The organism is Pseudomonas sp. Gutcm_11s (assembly GCF_028649395.1).
Lineage (GTDB): Bacteria > Pseudomonadota > Gammaproteobacteria > Pseudomonadales > Pseudomonadaceae > Aquipseudomonas.
The window spans coordinates 580,452-599,020 of sequence record NZ_JAQSUW010000017.1; the positions used below are offsets into that span (position 1 = coordinate 580,452).

The 18,569-nt window shown below is 65.3% G+C and carries 23 protein-coding genes; 8 read left to right on the forward strand and 15 right to left on the reverse strand.

From position 1 onward, the window contains the following. Nucleotide 1: 1 nt before the first annotated feature. The 5 genes from pip to PTT45_RS21165 all read left to right on the forward strand — a co-directional run bounded on the left by pip (nucleotide 2) and on the right by PTT45_RS21165 (nucleotide 4,129). Nucleotides 2-973 (forward strand): prolyl aminopeptidase, encoded by a 972-nt coding sequence (pip, locus tag PTT45_RS21145; RefSeq protein WP_273815964.1) that lies wholly within the window; start codon nucleotides 2-4, stop codon nucleotides 971-973. After that, entirely contained in the window at nucleotides 970-1,407 is a 438-nt protein-coding gene (gene dtd, locus PTT45_RS21150) for a D-aminoacyl-tRNA deacylase (protein ID WP_273815965.1), read from the forward strand. Before pip ends, dtd begins: the two co-directional genes overlap by 4 nt. Nucleotides 1,408-1,554: 147 nt before the next feature. Next, nucleotides 1,555-2,346, forward strand: a complete 792-nt coding sequence (locus tag PTT45_RS21155) for a transporter substrate-binding domain-containing protein (RefSeq protein WP_273815966.1) — start codon at nucleotides 1,555-1,557, stop codon at nucleotides 2,344-2,346. Between the two features lie 93 nt (nucleotides 2,347-2,439). Then, complete coding sequence (locus PTT45_RS21160) at nucleotides 2,440-3,402, forward strand: amino acid ABC transporter permease (protein WP_273815967.1); 963 nt, start codon at nucleotides 2,440-2,442, stop codon at nucleotides 3,400-3,402. Next, nucleotides 3,395-4,129 (forward strand): amino acid ABC transporter ATP-binding protein, encoded by a 735-nt coding sequence (locus PTT45_RS21165; protein WP_043311109.1) that lies wholly within the window; start codon nucleotides 3,395-3,397, stop codon nucleotides 4,127-4,129. The genes PTT45_RS21160 and PTT45_RS21165 overlap by 8 nt, the downstream gene beginning before the upstream one ends. Before the next feature lie 55 nt (nucleotides 4,130-4,184). On the opposite strand, the gene PTT45_RS21170 is transcribed toward PTT45_RS21165, so the two are convergent. From PTT45_RS21170 to ubiE, 10 genes are all read right to left on the reverse strand, one after another. After that, a complete protein-coding gene (locus PTT45_RS21170; protein ID WP_273815968.1) occupies nucleotides 4,185-4,607 on the reverse strand; it encodes a UPF0158 family protein in 423 nt (140 codons plus the stop codon). Nucleotides 4,608-4,830: 223 nt separating this feature from the next. Beyond that, on the reverse strand, nucleotides 4,831-5,538 hold the full coding sequence (locus PTT45_RS21175) for a 16S rRNA (uracil(1498)-N(3))-methyltransferase (RefSeq protein ID WP_273815969.1): 708 nt from the start codon (nucleotides 5,536-5,538) through the stop codon (nucleotides 4,831-4,833). Beyond that, complete coding sequence (gene tatC, locus PTT45_RS21180; RefSeq protein WP_273815970.1) at nucleotides 5,535-6,311, reverse strand: twin-arginine translocase subunit TatC; 777 nt, start codon at nucleotides 6,309-6,311, stop codon at nucleotides 5,535-5,537. The genes PTT45_RS21175 and tatC overlap by 4 nt, the downstream gene beginning before the upstream one ends. After that, nucleotides 6,308-6,685 carry a Sec-independent protein translocase protein TatB gene (gene tatB / locus PTT45_RS21185; RefSeq protein ID WP_273815971.1) on the reverse strand — a complete coding sequence of 126 codons (378 nt, stop codon included), beginning with the start codon at nucleotides 6,683-6,685 and terminating at the stop codon, nucleotides 6,308-6,310. The genes tatC and tatB overlap by 4 nt, the downstream gene beginning before the upstream one ends. A 3-nt stretch (nucleotides 6,686-6,688) precedes the next feature. Then, nucleotides 6,689-6,955 carry a twin-arginine translocase TatA/TatE family subunit gene (locus PTT45_RS21190; RefSeq protein ID WP_273815972.1) on the reverse strand — a complete coding sequence of 89 codons (267 nt, stop codon included), beginning with the start codon at nucleotides 6,953-6,955 and terminating at the stop codon, nucleotides 6,689-6,691. 22 nt (nucleotides 6,956-6,977) lie between these two features. After that, on the reverse strand, nucleotides 6,978-7,310 hold the full coding sequence (locus PTT45_RS21195) for a phosphoribosyl-ATP diphosphatase (protein ID WP_043311115.1): 333 nt from the start codon (nucleotides 7,308-7,310) through the stop codon (nucleotides 6,978-6,980). After that, nucleotides 7,303-7,701: a phosphoribosyl-AMP cyclohydrolase gene (gene hisI, locus PTT45_RS21200; protein WP_273815973.1), complete on the reverse strand. Its 399-nt coding sequence runs from the start codon at nucleotides 7,699-7,701 to the stop codon at nucleotides 7,303-7,305. The genes PTT45_RS21195 and hisI overlap by 8 nt, the downstream gene beginning before the upstream one ends. An 81-nt stretch (nucleotides 7,702-7,782) precedes the next feature. Further along, nucleotides 7,783-9,372: a ubiquinone biosynthesis regulatory protein kinase UbiB gene (ubiB, locus tag PTT45_RS21205; RefSeq protein WP_273815974.1), complete on the reverse strand. Its 1,590-nt coding sequence runs from the start codon at nucleotides 9,370-9,372 to the stop codon at nucleotides 7,783-7,785. Continuing rightward, complete coding sequence (locus PTT45_RS21210; protein WP_273815975.1) at nucleotides 9,369-9,983, reverse strand: ubiquinone biosynthesis accessory factor UbiJ; 615 nt, start codon at nucleotides 9,981-9,983, stop codon at nucleotides 9,369-9,371. Before PTT45_RS21210 ends, ubiB begins: the two co-directional genes overlap by 4 nt. Then, nucleotides 9,983-10,753: a bifunctional demethylmenaquinone methyltransferase/2-methoxy-6-polyprenyl-1,4-benzoquinol methylase UbiE gene (gene ubiE / locus PTT45_RS21215; RefSeq protein WP_273815976.1), complete on the reverse strand. Its 771-nt coding sequence runs from the start codon at nucleotides 10,751-10,753 to the stop codon at nucleotides 9,983-9,985. The genes PTT45_RS21210 and ubiE overlap by 1 nt, the downstream gene beginning before the upstream one ends. Before the next feature lie 115 nt (nucleotides 10,754-10,868). On the opposite strand from ubiE, the gene PTT45_RS21220 reads away from it, so the two are divergent. From PTT45_RS21220 to PTT45_RS21230, 3 genes are all read left to right on the forward strand, one after another. Beyond that, the gene (locus tag PTT45_RS21220; RefSeq protein ID WP_273815977.1) at nucleotides 10,869-11,147 is read left to right on the forward strand and encodes a polyhydroxyalkanoic acid system family protein; all 279 of its coding nucleotides are present in this window, start codon (nucleotides 10,869-10,871) and stop codon (nucleotides 11,145-11,147) included. Nucleotides 11,148-11,270: 123 nt separating this feature from the next. Next, entirely contained in the window at nucleotides 11,271-11,720 is a 450-nt protein-coding gene (locus tag PTT45_RS21225; protein ID WP_273815978.1) for a phasin family protein, read from the forward strand. Between the two features lie 14 nt (nucleotides 11,721-11,734). After that, nucleotides 11,735-12,559 (forward strand): phasin family protein, encoded by an 825-nt coding sequence (locus tag PTT45_RS21230; protein ID WP_273815979.1) that lies wholly within the window; start codon nucleotides 11,735-11,737, stop codon nucleotides 12,557-12,559. A 79-nt stretch (nucleotides 12,560-12,638) separates the two neighbouring features. Here the strand turns inward: PTT45_RS21230 and PTT45_RS21235 are convergent, their stop codons facing one another. From PTT45_RS21235 to PTT45_RS21255, 5 genes are all read right to left on the reverse strand, one after another. After that, nucleotides 12,639-13,253, reverse strand: coding sequence for a TetR/AcrR family transcriptional regulator (locus tag PTT45_RS21235; RefSeq protein WP_273815980.1), 615 nt, complete (start codon nucleotides 13,251-13,253; stop codon nucleotides 12,639-12,641). Between the two features lie 78 nt (nucleotides 13,254-13,331). After that, entirely contained in the window at nucleotides 13,332-15,014 is a 1,683-nt protein-coding gene (phaC, locus tag PTT45_RS21240; RefSeq protein WP_273815981.1) for a class II poly(R)-hydroxyalkanoic acid synthase, read from the reverse strand. A gap of 157 nt (nucleotides 15,015-15,171) precedes the next feature. Further along, entirely contained in the window at nucleotides 15,172-16,029 is an 858-nt protein-coding gene (phaZ, locus tag PTT45_RS21245; protein WP_043311618.1) for a poly(3-hydroxyalkanoate) depolymerase, read from the reverse strand. A gap of 168 nt (nucleotides 16,030-16,197) precedes the next feature. Next, nucleotides 16,198-17,874, reverse strand: a complete 1,677-nt coding sequence (phaC, locus tag PTT45_RS21250; protein ID WP_273815982.1) for a class II poly(R)-hydroxyalkanoic acid synthase — start codon at nucleotides 17,872-17,874, stop codon at nucleotides 16,198-16,200. A 311-nt stretch (nucleotides 17,875-18,185) separates the two neighbouring features. Next, complete coding sequence (locus tag PTT45_RS21255; RefSeq protein ID WP_273815983.1) at nucleotides 18,186-18,557, reverse strand: DUF971 domain-containing protein; 372 nt, start codon at nucleotides 18,555-18,557, stop codon at nucleotides 18,186-18,188. Nucleotides 18,558-18,569 lie beyond the last annotated feature (12 nt).

Genomic DNA, 18,569 nt, shown 5'->3' on the forward strand with positions numbered 1-18,569 from the left:
CATGCTGACTTTGTATCCGGAGATCAAACCCCACGCCCGCCACGAGCTGGCGGTGGACGAGCCGCATGTGCTCTACGTGGACGAGAGTGGCTCTCCGGACGGTTTGCCGGTGGTGTTCATCCATGGCGGCCCGGGCGCCGGCTGCGATAGCGCCAGCCGCCGCTACTTCGATCCCAACCTGTACCGCATCGTCACCTTCGACCAGCGCGGCTGTGGCCGCTCCACGCCGCATGCCAGCCTCGAAGGCAACAATACCCAGACCCTGGTGGCCGACCTCGAGCGCATCCGCGAGCACCTGGGCATCGACAAGTGGCTGCTGTTCGGTGGCTCCTGGGGATCGACCCTGGCCTTGGCCTACGCCCAGGCGCACCCGGAGCGGGTGCACGGCCTGATCCTGCGCGGCATCTTCCTCTGCCGCCCGCAGGAGATCAGCTGGTTCTACCAGGAAGGCGCCAGCCGCCTGTTCCCCGATTACTGGGAAGACTACATCGCACCGATTCCGGTCGAGGAACGCGGTGACCTGGTGCAGGCCTTCTACAAACGCCTGACCGGCGCCGACCAGATCGCCCAGATGCATGCGGCCAAGGCCTGGTCCTGCTGGGAGGGGCGCACCGCCACCCTGCGGCCGAACCCGGTGGTGGTCGACCGCTTCAGCGAGCCGCAGCGTGCGCTGTCGATCGCCCGCATCGAGTGCCACTACTTCGTCAACAACGCCTTCCTCGAGGAAGACCAGTTGCTGCGCGACATGCCGAAGATCGCCCACCTGCCGGGCGTGATCGTGCACGGCCGTTATGACGTGATCTGCCCGTTGGACAACGCCTGGGCGCTGCACCAGGCCTGGCCCAACAGCGAGCTGCAGATCATCCGCGACGCCGGGCATGCCGCCGCCGAGCCGGGTATTACCGATGCGCTGGTGCGCGCCGCCGACCAGATGGCCCGGCGCCTGCTCGACCTGCCGCTGGAAGACGCGTGAAGCTGCTGATCCAGCGGGTGCGTGGCGCCCGCGTTGAGGTCGATAGCGAGATAGTCGGCGCCATCGACCAGGGCCTGCTGGCGCTGGTCGGCATCGAGCCGCAGGACGATGCGACGACCCTGGCCAAGGGCCTGCAGCGCCTGCTCAACTACCGGGTGTTCTCCGACGCCGACGGCAAGATGAACCTGTCGCTCAAGGACGTTGATGGTGGATTGCTGCTGGTCTCGCAGTTCACCCTGGCCGCCGACACCAAGAGCGGCCTGCGTCCGAGCTTTTCCACTGCCGCGCCGCCGGCCCAGGGCCTGGCCCTGTTCGAACAGCTGGTGAGCCTGGCCCGCGAGCAGCACCCGCAGGTGGCCACCGGGCGCTTTGGCGCCGACATGCAGGTGCACCTGGTCAACGACGGTCCGGTGACTTTTCTCCTCGACATCTGAACCGACCGGTCGTCGGTGCGGCGATCTGGCCCGATTCCTGCCTGCTTTGCGACTCGCCATCCACAGTTCGGGCGGTTAGGATTGCCCGCCTTGCCCCGGTGTCCGTGGGGGCGCATCCGTTTACGAGCTGTCCCTTAGGAGATAAGAATGAAGAAGTTTCTCGCATCTCTGCTGCTTTCCGCCTGTGCGGTGAGCGGCCTGGCCCACGCCGGCATGGTCGACGACGCGGTCAAGCGCGGCACCCTGCGCGTCGGCATGGACCCGACCTACATGCCCTTCGAGATGACCAACAAGCGCGGTGAAATCATCGGCTTCGAAGTCGACCTGCTCAAAGCCATGGCCAAGGCCATGGGCGTCAAGCTGGAGCTGGTGTCCACCAGCTACGACGGCATCATCCCGGCCCTGCTGACCGACAAGTTCGACATGATCGGTTCCGGCATGACCGTTACCCAGGAGCGCAACCTGCGGGTCAACTTCCCCGAGCCCTTCATCGTGGTTGGCCAGACCCTGCTGATCCGCAAGGACCTGCAGGGCGAGATCAAGTCCTACAAGGACCTGAACGATGCCAAGTACCGCATTACCTCGAAGATCGGCACCACCGGCGAAATGGTCGCCAAGAAGCTGATCGCCAAGGCCCAGTACCACGGCTTCGACAACGAGCAGGAAGCGGTAATGGACGTGGTCAACGGCAAGGCCGATGCCTTCATCTACGACGCTCCGTACAACGTCGTCGCGGTGAACAAGGCCGGCGCCGGCAAGCTGGTGTTCCTTGACGAGCCGTTCACCTTCGAGCCTCTGGCCTTCGGCCTGAAGAAGGGCGACCACGACAGCCTGAACTGGATCAACAACTGGCTGAACCAGATCAAGCACGACGGCACCTACGAGCGTATCCACACCAAGTGGTTCAAGAAGAACGACTGGCTGAAAGAGATGGAATAAACCCCGCGTCGGACTTCGGTCCTCGCTGGTGAAGACAGGCCCGGCCCACAAGGTCGGGCCTGTTTCTGTTCCCCGCCATGAGCGAGATTTCCCGTGATTAGAAAACATCGTCGTACCTGGCCCTGGCATGTCCTCACCGGACTGATCCTGGCCCTGGTGGCCTGGAGCCTCTGGTACTCCACTTCGCTGATCGCCTACGAGTGGCACTGGAATCGCGTGCCGCAGTACTTCGCCTACCAGGCCGAGGAAGCACAGCGCGCCGCCGACTACGGCAGCGTCAGCGCCATCACCGAGAGTGGCGAGCAGACCCGCGTGACCCTCACCGCCGAGGGCGGCGAGGAGCAGGTGCTGGAAATCGCCAGCGACAGCCTGCGGGTGGCCGAGGGCGACGATGTCAGCGAAGGCGACGAGATCGGCGTCACCCGCCACTGGGCCGCCGGCCCGCTGCTCTGGGGGCTGTGGACCACCCTGTGGATCTCCGTGGCCTCCGGCGCCCTGGCCCTGGTGATCGGCCTGGTCACCGGCCTGTGCCGGCTGTCGAGCAACCCGACCCTGCGCGACCTGTCCACCGTGTACGTCGAGCTGGTGCGCGGCACGCCGCTGCTGGTGCAGATATTCATCTTCTACTTCTTCATCGGCACCGTGCTCAACCTGTCCCGCGAGTTCGCCGGGGTCGCCGCGCTGGCGCTGTTCACCGGCGCCTATGTCGGTGAGATCGTCCGCGCCGGCGTGCAGTCGGTGGCCAAGGGCCAGAACGAGGCGGCGCGCTCGCTGGGCCTGACCGCCGCGCAGAGCATGCGCCACGTGATCCTGCCGCAGGCGTTCAAGCGCGTGCTGCCACCGCTGGCTGGGCAGTTCATCAGCCTGGTCAAGGACACCTCGTTGGTCTCGGTGATCGCCATCACCGAACTGACCAAGAGCGGCCGCGAAGCCATCACCACCTCGTTCTCCACCTTCGAGATCTGGTTCTGCGTGGCCGGCCTGTACCTGGTGATCAACCTGCCGCTGTCGCAGATCGCCAACCGACTGGAGCGGAGGCTCGGCAAAAGTGATTGAAGTCCGCAACCTGGTAAAAGTCTTCGACGCCCGCGGCCACGAAGTGCGCGCGGTGGATAACGTCACCACGCAGGTGCAGCGTGGCGAAGTGGTGGTGGTGATCGGCCCGTCCGGCTCCGGCAAGTCCACTTTCCTGCGCTGCCTCAACGGCCTGGAGGAGCTGGATGAGGGCTCGGTGAGCATCGACGGCGTCGACCTGGCCAACCCCAAGACCGATGTGAACGCCTACCGTCGCGAGGTGGGCATGGTGTTCCAGCACTTCAATCTGTTTCCGCACATGACCGTGCTGGAGAACCTGTGCCTGGCGCAGAAGATCGTGCGCAAGCGCGGCAAGGCCGAGCGCGAGGCCAAGGCCCAGGCGCTGCTGGCCAAGGTCGGCATCGCGCAGAAGGCCCACGAGTACCCCTCGCGCCTGTCCGGCGGCCAGCAGCAGCGCGTGGCCATCGCCCGCGCCCTGTGCATGGAGCCCAAGGTCATGCTGTTCGACGAGCCGACCTCGGCGCTCGACCCGGAGATGGTCGGCGAAGTGCTCGACGTGATGAAGCAGCTGGCCCAGGAAGGCATGACCATGGTCTGCGTCACCCACGAAATGGGCTTCGCCCGCGAAGTGGCCGACCGCGTGCTGTTCTTCGACCACGGCAAGCTGCTGGAAGACGCGCCACCGGCGCAGTTCTTCGCCCAGCCGCAGGATGCACGCGCGCAGAGCTTCCTGCGTCAGGTGCTGTAACGACAAACCGCCACGTATGTGGCGGTTTTTCTTTTACCTGCTGGGGCTGACAGGCTCAGTGCAGTGGCCTGGCTGGCTGTAGCTCGTTTTCCGCCAGCCAGTCCTGCGCCAGTTCGCGCAGGCGTTCGGCCTCGAAGCCCTGCCAGGCCTGCAGCAGCGCCGGGTACTGCATCAGCGCATGGATGAAGGTGCGCGCCGGGCGGCGGCCCTCCAGGGCTTGTTCCAGTTCGCCGTAGGCATGCGGGTGGATGACCTCGGCGAGGAACTCGCGCATCAGCTCCAGGCCGCCCTGTTGGTCCAGCGGCTCGACTAGCAGGAAGCGCTCCGGCTCGCTGCGCAGCAGGGTTTCCAGTTCGGGGTCGGCGTCTTCTTCGGGGATCAGCAGCACCTTGCCGCTGAGCAGGTCGAGGTAGTGATCGAGGCCCTCGGTGTTGAGGGCGCAGGCCAGTTGGTCCAGGTCGATGGTCAGTGGGCGCATGATCGGCTTCTCGACGGCTGAGGATGCCGTCAGCCTAAGCTGACCGATGTTTCAGAACAACGGCTTTCAGAGCCTGCCTACGATCTCACGAGCTAGAGCCATGCAAGGCAAAAACAGGCGAGGAAGCGGAGTTTACGAGTGGTAAATGAGCATTCCGAGACGCCGCGTCCCGGCCTGTTTTTAACGCAGCAGGGCCGACGCGCAGCAGATCGTAGCCAGGTTCTCAGAACAGGCGGGCGAGCAGCGCTGTGACCGCCGTTTCCACGCGCAGGATGCGCTCACCCAGCTGCACCGGCGCAAGACCGGCCTCGCCCAGCTTTTCCACTTCGTAGGGAATCCAGCCGCCTTCCGGGCCGATGGCCAGGGTCACCGCTTCGCTGAGGGCGCGTGGGCAGGCGGGGTAGTCGCCGGGGTGGCCGACCAGGCCCAGGGTGCCGGCGGCGATGCCCGGCAAGCGGTCCTCGACGAAGGGCTTGAAGCGCTTCTCGATGATCACTTCGGGCAGCACGGTGTCGCGGGCCTGTTCCAGGCCGAGGACCAGCTGCTCGCGGATGGCATCCGGTTCGAGGAACGGGGTCTGCCAGAAGCTCTTTTCCACCCGGTAGCTGTTGAGCAGCACCAGGCGCGGCACACCCATGGCGGCCACGGTCTGCAGCACGCGCTTGAGCATCTTCGGCCGGGGCAGGGCGAGCAGCAGGGTCAGCGGCAGCTTGGCCGGCGGCGGCTGGTCCAGCTCCACCTGCAGCTCGGCGTGTTGCTCATCGAGTGCCAGCAGGGTGCCGCGGCCCATCAGGCCGCCGAGGCTGCCGACGCGCAGCTGGTCGCCGGCTTCGGCACGGTGTACCTCGTGCAGATGCTTGAGGCGCCGGCCTTGCAGCACGGCGCGATCCGGCGCGACGAAGTCGGCCTCTTCGAGCAGCAGCAGGTTCATTGCAGCGGTGCGGGCGGCTGGTCGTCGCTCGGATCTTCCGGCTCGTGCTCGCTGCGCTTGCGCACCAGGCCGCCGAAGAACAGGCCGACCTCGAACAGCAGCCACATCGGCACGGCCAGCAGGGTCTGCGAAAAGATGTCCGGCGGGGTGAGGATCATGCCGACCACGAAGCAGCCGACGATCACGTAGGGGCGGCTCTTCTTCAGCGTCTCCAGGTCGATGATGCCGACCCACAGCACCAGGAAGGTGGCGACCGGGATCTCGAAGGCCACGCCGAAGGCGAAGAACAGGGTGAGGACGAAGTCCAGGTACTCGTTGATGTCCGTCATCATCGCCACCCCTTCCGGGGTCACGCTGGCGAAGAAGTGGAACATCAGCGGGAACACCAGGTAGTAGGCGAAGGCCATGCCGCCGTAGAACAGGAAGATGCTGGAAATCAGCAGCGGCATGGCGACGCGTTTCTCGTGCTTGTACAGCCCTGGGGCGATGAAGCCCCACACCTGGTGCAGGATGATCGGCACGGCGAGGAACAGCGAACACCACGCGGTCAGCTTGAACGGGGTGAGGAAGGGCGAGGCGACGCCGGTGGCGATCATCGTCGCGCCTTCCGGCAGGTAGGCGCGCAGCGGCGCCGAGACGAAGGTGTAGATGTCCTGGGCGAAGTAGAACAGCCCGGCGAACACGATGAAGATGGCCACCACGCAGCGCAGCAGGCGCGAGCGCAGCTCGGTGAGGTGCGCCACCAGGGGCATTTCGCTGTTCTGCTCGGTCATGGCTGGCGCGGCGGCTCCAGATTGTCTGGGGAAGGGGCCGGGGGCGTGGCTTCGGCGGCGGGGGCTGGGGCAGTGGGCGCCACAGGCGTCTCGCTGGCTGGTGCCGGCGTTTCGGTCGTGGTCGCAGCCGGCGGCTGGATCGACTGCTTCAACTCGCGCTCCAGCTGCAGGATCTGCTCGTTGTGCAGCTGCCGGCGAATCTCGTCGGCGCCCATTTCACGCTCCACTTCGGCCTTGATCGCGCTGAAGCTGCGCTTCAGCCGGCCGATCCACAGGCCGGCGGTGCGAGCCGCACCCGGCAGGCGCTCCGGACCGAAAACGATAAGCGCCACCAGCCCGACCAGCAGCAGCTCGGAGAAGCCGATATCGAACACGTCTTAGTCCTTGCGCGCCGGCTCTTCGACTCGCTGAGCCTGGGCGTCGATGGTCTGCGGCTTGTGCTGCACGTCGGCGCTGGCGGTGGGTTGTGCCGGTGCCTGCGGCTGCGCTTCGGCGGGCTTGTCCTCGTCGGTGTTCATCGCCTTGCGGAAGCCCTTGATGGTCTCGCCCAGGTCGGAACCGAGGTTCTTCAGGCGCTTGGTGCCGAACACCAGCACCACGACGATCAGGATGACGACCCAGTGTTTCCAGTCAAAGATACCCATGCAAGTAGTCCTCGTTATGAATTCAGGAAGTGGGGCGCGCCGCTTTCTCGTCGTGCCCGGAAAGTCCGAAACGGCGGTCCAGCTCGTCCAGCACGGCCTGCGGGTGCTGGCCGAGGGCGGCGAGCATGACCAGGCTGTGGAACCAGAGGTCCGCGGTCTCGTAGATCAGGTCGCTGCAGTCGCCGCTGGCGGCTGCGTCCTTGGCCGCCAGAATGGTCTCGACCGACTCCTCGCCGACCTTCTCCAGGATCTTGTTCAGACCCTTGTGATACAGGCTGGCCACGTAGGAGCTGTCCGGCGCCGCGCCCTTGCGCGCCTCCAGCACTTCGGCCAGGCGGGTGAGGGTGTCACTCATGCTTGTGCCCCTGGTAGATGGCGTGCGGGTCTTTCAGGATCGGGTCGACGGTCTGCCAGGCGCCGTTCTCGAAGACCCGATAGAAGCAGCTTTCGCGGCCGGTGTGGCAGGCGATGCCGCCGAGCTGTTCGACCAGCAGGATGATCACGTCGGCGTCGCAGTCCAGGCGCAGCTCGTGGAGCTTCTGCACATGCCCGGATTCCTCGCCCTTGCGCCACAGCTTGCCACGCGAACGTGACCAGTAGATGGCGCGCTGCTCGGCGGCGGTGAGGGCCAGGGATTCGCGGTTCATCCAGGCCATCATCAGTACGCGCCCGGTCTTGTGATCCTGGGCGATGGCCGGGACCAGGCCATCCTCGTTCCAGCTAATTTCGTCGAGCCAATCAGTCATTCGGGGCTCCGCCCATGGAGGGCGGCCTTGTGGTGAGTCGGTTAACTATCCGGTTAGTGTGCCAGCCGCGGCCTGCACTGGCTATCGGCGCAGGATCAACGCGAGGCCGGCGCCCAGGCTGAGCCAGGCGGCCCAGGCCGCCGGGGCCAGTGCCAGGCCCTGGCTGACGCCGCCAGCCACCAGCGCCGCACCGAGCAGGCGCAGCGACCAGCCTCGATGCACGGGTGTCTCCACGCTGGGCGCTGGGCGCTGCTGGTTGAGCTTCTCCAGGGTGTCGCGGGCCATCTGCGACAGGTGCGGTACCTGCTCGGCCTGCTGCTGCAGGTTGCGCAGCAGGTGCATGGGGCTGACGCGCTCGCGCATCCAACGCTCGAGGAACGGCTGGGCGGTGCTCCACAGATCCAGGTCCGGATACAGCTGGCGGCCCAGGCCCTCGATGTTGAGCAGGGTCTTCTGCAGCAGTACCAGCTGCGGCTGCACTTCCATGTTGAAGCGGCGCGCGGTCTGGAACAGGCGCAGGAGAACCTGGCCGAAGGAGATGTCCTTCAGCGGCTTCTCGAAGATCGGCTCGCACACGGTGCGGATGGCCGCCTCGAAGTCGTTGACCCGGGTCTCGGCCGGCACCCAGCCGGAGTCGATGTGCAGCTGGGCCACGCGGCGGTAGTCGCGCTTGAAGAAGGCGATCAGGTTGCGCGCCAGGTAGTCCTGGTCTTCGTCGGTGAGGCTGCCGACGATGCCGCAGTCGATGGCGATGTACTGCGGGCTCCACGGCGTGCGGGTGGCGACGAAAATGTTGCCGGGGTGCATGTCGGCGTGGAAGAAGCTGTCGCGGAATACCTGGGTGAAGAAGATTTCCACGCCGCGTTCGGCCAGCAGTTTCATGTTGGTGCGCTGGTCGGCGAGCACCGCCATGTCGGTCACCGGCACGCCGTAGATGCGCTCCATCACCATCACCTTGGGCCGGCACCAGTCCCAGTACACCTGCGGCACGTAAAGCAGCGGCGAGTCCTGGAAGTTGCGCCGCAGCTGGCTGGCGTTGGCCGCCTCGCGCAGCAGGTCGAGCTCGTCGTAGATGGTTTTCTCGTAGTCCGACACCACTTCGATCGGGCGCAGGCGGCGGGCATCGGCCGAAGCCTTCTCGGCGATGCGCGCGGCGAGGAACAGCCAGGCCAGGTCGGAACGGATGATCGGCCGCAGGTTGGGGCGGATCACTTTGACCACCACTTCCTCGCCGCTCTTCAGCTGCGCGGCGTGCACCTGCGCGATGGAGGCGGAGGCCAGCGGGGCCACGTCGAAGCGAGCGAACACCTCGCCGACCTTGGCGCCGAGCTGCTGCTCGATGCGCTCCACGGCGTGCTCCGGATCGAACGGCGGCACCTGGTCCTGCAGGCGTGCCAGTTCGTCGGCGATGTCTGGTGGCAGCAGGTCGCGGCGGGTGGAGAGCAGCTGGCCGAACTTGATGAAGATCGGACCGAGGTCTTCCAGCGCCAGGCGCAGGGCCTCGCCGCGGCTCAGTTCGAGCTGGCGTCGCGGCAGCCAGCGCCAGGGCAGGGCGAAGCGCAGGGCGCGCATCCAGGTGGGCAGCGGCAGGTTCAGCAGCAGGTCGTCCAGGCGGTAGCGGATGACCACGCGCAGGATGCGCAGCAGGCGGCGGGTGGCGAGCAGGCTCATGGGGTCTTGTTCAGGTTCCGGGCAAGGTGGTCGATGCGCGCGTCGAGGCGATCGAGGGCCAGCTTGAGGTCGTCCAGTTCGTCGAAGCGGGCCTGGGCTTCGCGCTCGCCGACCAGGCTGCGCGACTCCTCGGCCAGGTAGTCGGCCAGGGTTTGGCGCAGGCTGTCGAGGCTGTCGCCAGCCCAGTTCACGCGGCTGCGCAGGTGGCCGGCGAGCAGCTGGCTGCCGACCGGGCCGAGCCAGCGCGACAGTTCGTATTCCCAGTCGAGCTCCAGGTCCTGGAGGATGCCGGCCAGTTCCAGCAGCACGGCGCTGTCACCACTCAGGGTGACCTCCGGGCGATGCAGGATGGCGGTCTTGTCCTTGGCCAGGGCCAGGCGCAGCAGGCTGCTGGCGGGTGCGCTGAGCACGCAGTCGGCACCTTCCCAGTGGCTGGCCAGTTGCAGGCCGTCGGCGCCAGGGAGGATGAACAGCTTGAGTGCCGGGCTCTGGCAGTCGACTTCGATCAGCTTGCCTTCCAGCCGGGCGAGGCGAGGCAGCGCGGTGCTGTCCATCTGCAGCACGCGGTTGAGGCCGAGCTCGACGCCGGCCAGCAGACCGGTGAGCAGCATCAGGGCTTGATACCGCGGTGCAGGGCGACGATGCCGCCGGTCATGTTGTGGTAGGTGACGCGCTCGAAGCCGGCCTCGACCATCATGGCCTTGAGGGTTTCCTGATCCGGGTGCATGCGGATCGACTCGGCCAGGTAGCGGTAGCTCTCGGAATCGTTGGTGATCAGCTTGCCGGCCAGCGGCATGAAGCTGAACGAGTAGGTGTCGTAGGCTTTGGCCAGCAGCGGGTTGCCGGGCTTGGAGAACTCCAGCACCAGCAGGCGGCCGCCCGGCTTGAGCACGCGCAGCATGGAACGCAGGGCGTTTTCCTTGCGCGTCACGTTGCGCAGACCGAAGGCGATGGTGACCACGTCGAAATGGTTGTCCGGGAAGGGCAGCGCCTCGGCGTCGGCCTGCACGAACTGCACGTTGCCGGCCACACCCTTGTCCAGCAGACGATCGCGACCGACCTTGAGCATGGAGTCGTTGATGTCGGCCAGCACCACCTCGCCGGTCGGACCGACCAGGCTGGAGAACTTTCGGGTGAGGTCGCCAGTGCCACCGGCGATGTCCAGCACGCGGTTGCCCGGACGCACGCCGGACAGCTCGATGGTGAAGCGCTTCCACAGGCGGTGCAGGCCGCCGGAGAGCACGTCGTTCATCAGGTCGTACTTGGCCGCCACCGAGTGGAAGACTTCGGCGACCTTCTCCGCCTTCTGGCTCTCAGGCACATCCTGGAAGCCGAAGTGGGTGGTCTTGTCCTGCTCTGCGGCCTTGCGCGGGTCGTTCATGTCGCGGTCACCTGAATCGAAGTGGCGGCCATTCTAAACCCGCAGCCTGCCTTTGTCTTGGCGCCGGGTGGAGCTGTTATAGTCGGGCGACATCAGGTCGCAGCCGGAGTCAGGCATGAGTCGTATCACCGTCGAACGTTCCCATTCCCTTGGCCTCGCCGTCGCCCGCGAGAAGGCCGAGGCACTGGCCCAGCGCCTGGCCAGCGAGTACGACGTGAAGTACCGCTGGAGCGGCGACACCCTGGAGTTCAAGCGCAGTGGCGCCGACGGCAGCATCGCCGTGGCCGACGACAGCGTGCGTGTCGAACTCAAGCTCGGTCTGCTGCTGTCCGCCCTCGGTGGCACCATCAAGCGCGAAATCGAGGAGACCCTCGACAAGCACCTCAAGGCCTGAGCCGGGGCGAGGTGCGACAAGGTGTCCGCCGCCCTAGTATGTGGTTTCTAATTTTTCTCACTACCTTGCACTCAAGTCCTGGCAAAGGATGACCAGTCCATCACTTTGAATGCGAGGTGCACCATGGCCACTAAAGTCGCCGCCAAGAAGAAAGCCGTAGTCGCGAAAATCGAAGACAAAGCCACCGTCCTCACCGATGTCAAAGCCTATGCCCGTCGGGTCTGGCTGGCAGGCCTGGGTGCCTACGCCAAGGCCGGCGCCGAAGGCGTCGATTACTTCAAGGAGCTGGTCAAGGCCGGCGAAGGCGTCGAGAAGCAGGGCAAGAAGCTGGTGAACGAGCAGGTCGAGGCCGCCAACAGCCAGATCGAGACTCAAATCAAGAGCGTCAAAACTGGCGTTTCCGAAGTCAAAGGCAAGGTCGAGGTGCAGTTCGACAAGATCGAGAAGGCCTTCGACAACCGCGTGGCCAGCGCTCTGAATCGCCTTGGTATTCCCTCCAAGCAAGATGTTGAGGCACTCTCTGCTAAGCTGGACGAGTTGAATGCTTTGCTTGAGCGTGTGGCGCGTACCTAACTAAGGAGAGCAGGATGGCTGTTAAGAAACCTACCGCTGCAAAACCGGCGGCAAAACCGGCGGCCAAGAAGCCGGTTGCCAAGAAGGAAAGCAACTCCTGGATCGGCGAGGTCGAGAAGTACTCGCGGCAGATCTGGCTGGCCGGCCTCGGCGCTTATTCGAAGATCAGCAAGGACGGCAACAAGCTGTTCGACGGTCTGGTCAAGGATGGCGAGAAGGCCGAGAAGAAGGCCAAGACCGAAGTCGACAAGCAACTGGATGTGGTCAAGTCCAGCGTCGGCACCACCGTCGGTTCGGCCAAGTCGAAAGTCGACGAAGTCAAAGGCAAGGCCATTGGCAAGTGGAGCGAACTGGAAGAGGCTTTCGACAAGCGTCTTAACAGCGCCATCTCTCGCCTGGGTGTGCCCAGCCGCAATGAAGTGAAGTCGCTGCAGACCAAGGTCGACAGCCTGACCAAGCAGATCGAGAAGCTCACCGGTCAGTCGGTCAAGCCGGTCGCCAAGACCGCCGCCAAACCGGCAGTCAAAGCCGCTGCCAAACCAGCTGCGAAACCCGCTAGCAAGGCTGCAGCTAAACCTGCCGCCAAGCCTGCTGCGAAGCCAGCCGTCAAGGCCGCTGCCAAGCCGGTAGCGAAGCCTGCGGCTAAACCGGTAGCTGCCAAGCCTGCGGCCAAACCCGCTGCAAAACCGGCCGCCAAGCCGGCAGCCGTGAAGAAGCCGGTGGTGAAGAAGCCTGCCGCGCCGAAACCGGTCGCTGCCAAGCCCGCCGCTCCGGCGCCGGCTCCGGCTGCTACCCCGGCACCGGCCGCTGCACCGGCAACTCCCGCTACTCCGTCCTGATCGTTCCGCAGGATGACAAAACGCCCGGCCTAGTGCCGGGCGTTTTGCATTTCAGGGGAGCTCGGTAAGGCGGGCGTCTTCAGGCTTCGAGATAGCGATGCGCGATGCGCTCGGCGGCGTGGCGGGAGTCGTCGGCCAGGTGCGGGGCGACCAGCATCATCACCTGGAACACCACCAGGCGTACTTCGCCGCTGGCGCCGATGATGCGCTGGTAGTCGAGGGAGAACAGCAGGGTCAGGGTGATCTGCTCGACCAGTTGGCCGAGCGCCTCGGTGTCGCTGCGCAACTGGCCCAGCGCCTTGAGGCGGGCCAGTAGGCTGGCCAGGGTACGCTTGAGCTGGTTGAGCCACTGGCGGATGCCACGGCTCAGCTTGGGCAGGCGGCCGGAGAGGTTGGAGAGGTCCTGGAACAGGAAGCGGTACTGGGCCAGGCGCTCGACGATCAGGTGCAGGAACAGCCAGTAGTCCTCGGCGCCCAACTCGGCCTCGGCCGGTGGGTCGAGCAGGGGCGCAAGGGCGGTCTGGAAGCGCTCGAACAGCTCCATCACCAGCGGCTCCTTGCCATGGAAGTGGTAATAGAGATTGCCTGGGCTGATGCCCAGCTCGGTGGCGATTTCGAGGGTGGAGACGTTGGGTTCGCCCTGTTCGTTGAACAGCTGCAGGGCGCAGTCGAGAATGCGGTCGCGGGTCTTCATTCCATGATCTTGATTGGCCGCCGGAGCTCCGACGATAACCGGCCGGGGCGGCGCCCGGCCAGCGCTTTTCGCCGTGCCTCAGCGCACGTGGACGTAGGTACCCGGCGAGTTCTCCATGGCTGGGTACTTGTTGCTGCCGACACTGAAGATGGTCTCGCGTTGCTCGCCCGAGCGTTGCTGGATCCATTCCAGCCATTGCGGCCACCAGCTGCCTTCCTTCTTCTGCGCGTCGTGATACCAGGCGCGCGGGTCGCTGGTCATCTTGCCGTTCTCGAAGTAGGTGGCCTTGGGGTTGCCCGGCGGGTTGAGGATGCTCTGGATGTGCCCGCTGTTGGACAGGACGAAGCGGCTGTTGCCGCCCAGCAGCAGGGCCGAGCGATACACCGTGTCCCACGGCGTGATGTGGTCGTTGATGCCGGCCACGCTGAAACTGTCCAGATTGACCTTGGACAGGTCGATCGGCGTGCCGCACACCTCCAGCGCGCCGGCACGGCTCAGCGGGTTGTGCTTGAACAGGTCGAGCAGGTCGCCATGCATCGCGGCCGGCAGACGGGTGTTGTCGTTGTTCCAGTAGAGGATGTCGAACGCCGGCGGCTCCTTGCCCATCAGGTAGTTGTTGACCCAGTAGTTCCAGATCAGGTCGTTGGGGCGCATCCAGGCGAACACCCGCGCCATGTCGCGGCCATCCAGCACGCCGCTCTGGTAGGAGCGGCGCTTGGCCGACTCCAGGGTCTGCTCGTCGGCGAACAGCATCGCCGGGCTTTCCACCTGGGCGTCCAGCAGGCTGACCATATAGGTGGCGCAGCCGATCTTGCGCAGCTGGCGCTTGGCCTGCAGATGGCCCTGCAGGGCGGCGACGGTCAGGCCGCCGGCGCAGGCGCCCATCAGGTTCACTTCCTTGCTGCCGGTGATCGAGCGGCACACTTCGGTGGCCTCGTCGACGGCCTGCACATAGCTGGACAGGCCCCACTCGCGATGGCGCGCATCCGGGTTGCGCCAGCTGATCATGAACACCTGCAGACCGTTCTTCAGGCAGTACTGGACGAAGCTCTTCTCCGGGCTGAGGTCGAAGATGTAGAACTTGTTGATCTGTGGTGGCACCACCAGCAATGGGCGCTCGTACTGTTTCTCGCTCATCGGCTTGTAGTGGATCAGTTCGAACATCTCGCAGCGGAACACCACCGAGCCCGGGGTGATGGCGAGATTACGGCCGACCTCGAAGGCGCGCTTGTCGACCTGTTGCGGCATGCCGGCGTTGTGCAGCAGGTCGTCGAACATCTGCCGCGCGCCGCGCAACGCGCTGCTGCCGCCGCTGTTGAACAGTTCCTTGACCGCCAGCGGGTTGAGCAGCGTGTTGGAGGGCGACAGCGCGTCGTTGAGCAGGGAGAAGAGGAAGTGCGCGCGGGTGCGATCATCCGGCGACAGGTCGCTCTCGTCGATCCACGCCTTGAGCTGCTTCTGCCAGGCCAGGTAGGCCTGCAGGCTGCGGCGGTAGAACGGATTGAGGTGCCAGGTCGGGTCGGCGAAGCGGCTGTCCTGCGGGTTGGGCTGGTACGGCGTATCACCGAGCAGGACCCGTCCCAGCTGCTTGCCGAACGCCAGCAGGTGTCGCGTGCTGTGCATCGGCTGGCGCAGGCCCTGGAAGGCCAGGGTGCGTAGGGTGGAGGTGAGGTCGCGGCCGCGCAGACCGACCATCGCGCTCTGCGCATTCATGAAGTGTGCGGGTACCGGCATGGATCCCGGTGCATTCTTGTCACGCATGGGGCTGGCTCCGTCATCGTACTGTCACGTCCAGTGACAGCAAGGCTTGTACCAAAGCGCGCCGGAGGGCATTCCAGACTGCCGCGCGAAAATTCTTCCTTGCCCGGCAGGCGTCGCCTTGGGGCGGGCCGGCCGGTGTAGCACTACTGTTGTGCGATCAGTGACTGCGGATCGGTTGCGGCTGCGGATGCATGACTGCGCGCTGCCGTTCCTCCTGCAGGAATTTCATGATGATCGGCGCCACTGCTTCGGCGCGCGTCACGAGGAACAGGTGACCGTCGTCGATCACGTGAAGTTCCGAATTGGGAATGCGCCAGGCCAGCAGGCGCATGTTGACCAGCGGGATGAGTGGATCGTCGTCGCCCGCCAGTACCAGCGTAGGTTGGCGAATGCGATGCAGCCAGTGGATGCTGGTCCAGCCGAGGCCGGCGAACAGCTGCCAGTAGTAACCCATCTTGCCGCCCGAACGGACCTTGCTGGCGTGTGCCAGGGCCAGCTTGGGGTCGCGGCGGAAAGCGCCGCCGTAGATGTCCGGGGCAATGTGCACGCCGTAGGAAGGTTGGATGTAGCGTTTGGGGCTGGCCATGCGCCAGAGCACCTTGGGCTTGCCCGGCACCATCACCGCGCCGGCCGAGGTGGCGGCCAGCACCAGCTTCTTGCAGCGCTCCGGGTAGTCGTGGGCGAACTGCTGCGCCAGCGCGCCGCCCCAGGACACGCCGATGGCGTTGACCTGGCCATAGTCCAGGTAGTCGAGCATGCGCGCGGCCAGCTTGGCCAGGCCGGGGAAGCGATACGGTGTGCTCGGCGTAGACGAGCCGCCGACGCCGGGAACGTCGAAGGCGATCACTTCCAGGTCGGGGTCGAGCGCCTGGACGAAGGGCATCACCAGCTCCAGGTTGGCGCCGATGCCGTTGAAGATCAGCAGCGGCGTGAGGCTGCTACTGCCCGGACGGACGGCGGTGCGGATGATCTGGCCATCCAGCTCGATGGAGCGAAATGCGAAAGGTTGCGGCATGCGCTAGGCCCTATACATGGATCTGCGGAGAGCGTCCCTCCTGGGCCGCTCGCCAGTCTCCCGCCCCGTGGCGGGCGCCGCCACGAGCATCGGCCCGGGGCGGCGTGCGGCACTTCCGGGTGCCGCGGGCATTACTGCGCAAAGCTCAGCGCTTACAGAAGTTATAACTCAGCGTTCGTGTACGTAGGTCCCCGGCGAGGCCTCGCCCGGTGCATGGGCCTTGTTGCCCAGCGCAGCGGGCGCCTTCTTCATCTTGCCCGAGCGCTCGGCCAGCCACTGCTGCCAGTGCAGCCACCAGGAGTCCGCGTGCTTGGTGGCGTTTTCCAGCCACTGGCGCGAGTTCGGTGCCTGCTCGCTGGTGGAGAAGCGTGCCTTGGGGTTGCCCGGCGGGTTGAGGATGCTCTGGATGTGGCCGCTGTTGGATAGCACGAACTCGACCTTGCCGCCGAACAGCAGCGAGGACTTGTAGCAGGCTTCCCACGGGGTGATGTGGTCGGTGGTGCCGGCTACGCAGTAGATGTCGCTGGTGACCTGCTTGAGGTCGATCGGCGTGCCGCAGACTTCCAGGGCATTGGGGCGGGTCAGCGGGTTGGTCTTGAACAGCTCGATCAGGTCGCCGTGCAGGGCGGCGGGCAGGCGGGTGGTGTCGTTGTTCCAGTAGAGGATGTCGAACACCGGCGGCTCGTTGCCCAGCAGGTAGTTGTTGACCCAGTAGTTCCAGATCAGGTCGTTGGGGCGCATCCAGGCGAAGACCTTGGCCATGTCCTTGCCTTCCAGCACGCCGGATTGGTAGGAGCGGCGCTTGGCGGCCTCGAGGGTCTTCTCGTCGGCGAACAGGGCGACCTGGGTGTCGAGCTTGGTGTCCAGCACGCTGACCAGCAGGGTCATCGAGTTGACCTTCTTCTCGCCCAGGGCGGCGTAGTGGCCGAGCAGCGAGGAGATGGTGATGCCGCCGGAGCAGGCACCGAGCATGTTGATGTCCTTGCTGCCGGTGATGGCGGTGACCACGTCGACGGCTTCCTTGAGCGCCTCGATGTAGGTCGACAGGCCCCATTCGCGTTGGGCCTTGGTCGGGTTGCGCCAGCTCACCACGAAGGTCTGCACGCCGTTGCGCAGGAGGAAGCGGGCGACGCTCTTCTCCGGCGACAGGTCGAATACGTAGAACTTGTTGATCTGCGGCGGCACCACCAGCAGCGGCCGCTCGTGCACCTGCTCGGTGGTCGGCTTGTACTGGATCAGTTCCAGCAGGTCATTGCGGAACACCACCGCGCCTTCGCTGGTGGCCAGGTTCTTGCCGACCTCGAAGGCATCCATCTTCACCTGGCTGGGCATGCCGCCGTTGTTGACGATGTCCTTGGCCAGGTGGGAGAGGCCATCCAGCAGGCTCTTGCCGCCGGTTTCGAAGAAGCGCTTCACGGCCGCCGGGTGGGCCATGCTGTTGGTCGGGGCCATGGCCTCGGTCATCAGGTTGATGACGAAGTGGCCGCGACTGGTGTCCTGCTCGGTGAGGTTGCTGTCCTCGATCCACTCGTGCAGCTCCCGGCGCCAGGCCAGGTAGGTCTGCAGGTAGCGGCGGTACAGCGGGTTCTGGCTCCAGGCCGGGTCGGCGAAGCGGCGGTCGTCCGCATCCGGGGCCAGTTCGGACTGGCCGAGCACGACGTTCTTCAGCTCGAGGGCGAAGTGGGTGACGTGCTTGGCGCTATGAAAGGGTTGCTTGATGGCCTGGGCCAGCACCATTCGGGCAGAAGTGAGTAGGTCCTTGCCGCGCAAGCCAATCACCGGGTTCAAACCCAAGGTGTTCTCCGAGGCTTGGCGATGCAGGTCTTCGTTATTCTTGTAAGCCATCTACGACGCTCCATTGTCCTGAGGCAAATACCAACTAGCTGTGTGAAGGGCACAGGGCGAAGGGCTGGTACTGCTCGGGTTGCCGGGTGCGGATTGATCTCCGCGCATTCTTCGCATCTGCCCAGGGCAAATGCATGGAACCTGCCAGTTCCTTGGTTACCCGAGTTTCCATTTTTGCGCAAGCGCGCGAGTAGCTGCTGTGCGGCGCGCGGGAGTATGCCGAGCGCGATTAGAAAATGCGCTCTAGGCGTGAAGGCAATATGACGGAAGTGGCGTGCCAGAGCCTGGCAAAAATTTTTCGGCGAGGCGGTTCAGAGCATCAGGCGCACGACCGACTCGCTCGGATCGCGTGACTTGCCGGCGGCGGCCAGCTGTTCCAGATAGTCGGCCCACAGCTGTTCCTGGCGGGTAGCGAGCTGGTAGAGGTAGTCCCAGGTATACAGGCCGCTGTCGTGGCCATCGTCGAAGCACAGTTTCAGTGCATAGTTGCCGGCCGGCTCGACGCGGCTCAGCGCGACGTTCAGCTTGCCATGCTGGAGGATCGGCTTGCCGTGGCCCTGCACCTCGGCCGAGGGCGAGTGCACGCGCAGGAATTCGGCGCCGAGGCTGTAGCGTTCGTCACCATAAGCCAGCTCCAGGGTGCGGGAGGCCTTGTGCAGTTTGATGGCGGTGGGCATGCGCATCGCGGGGAGTCC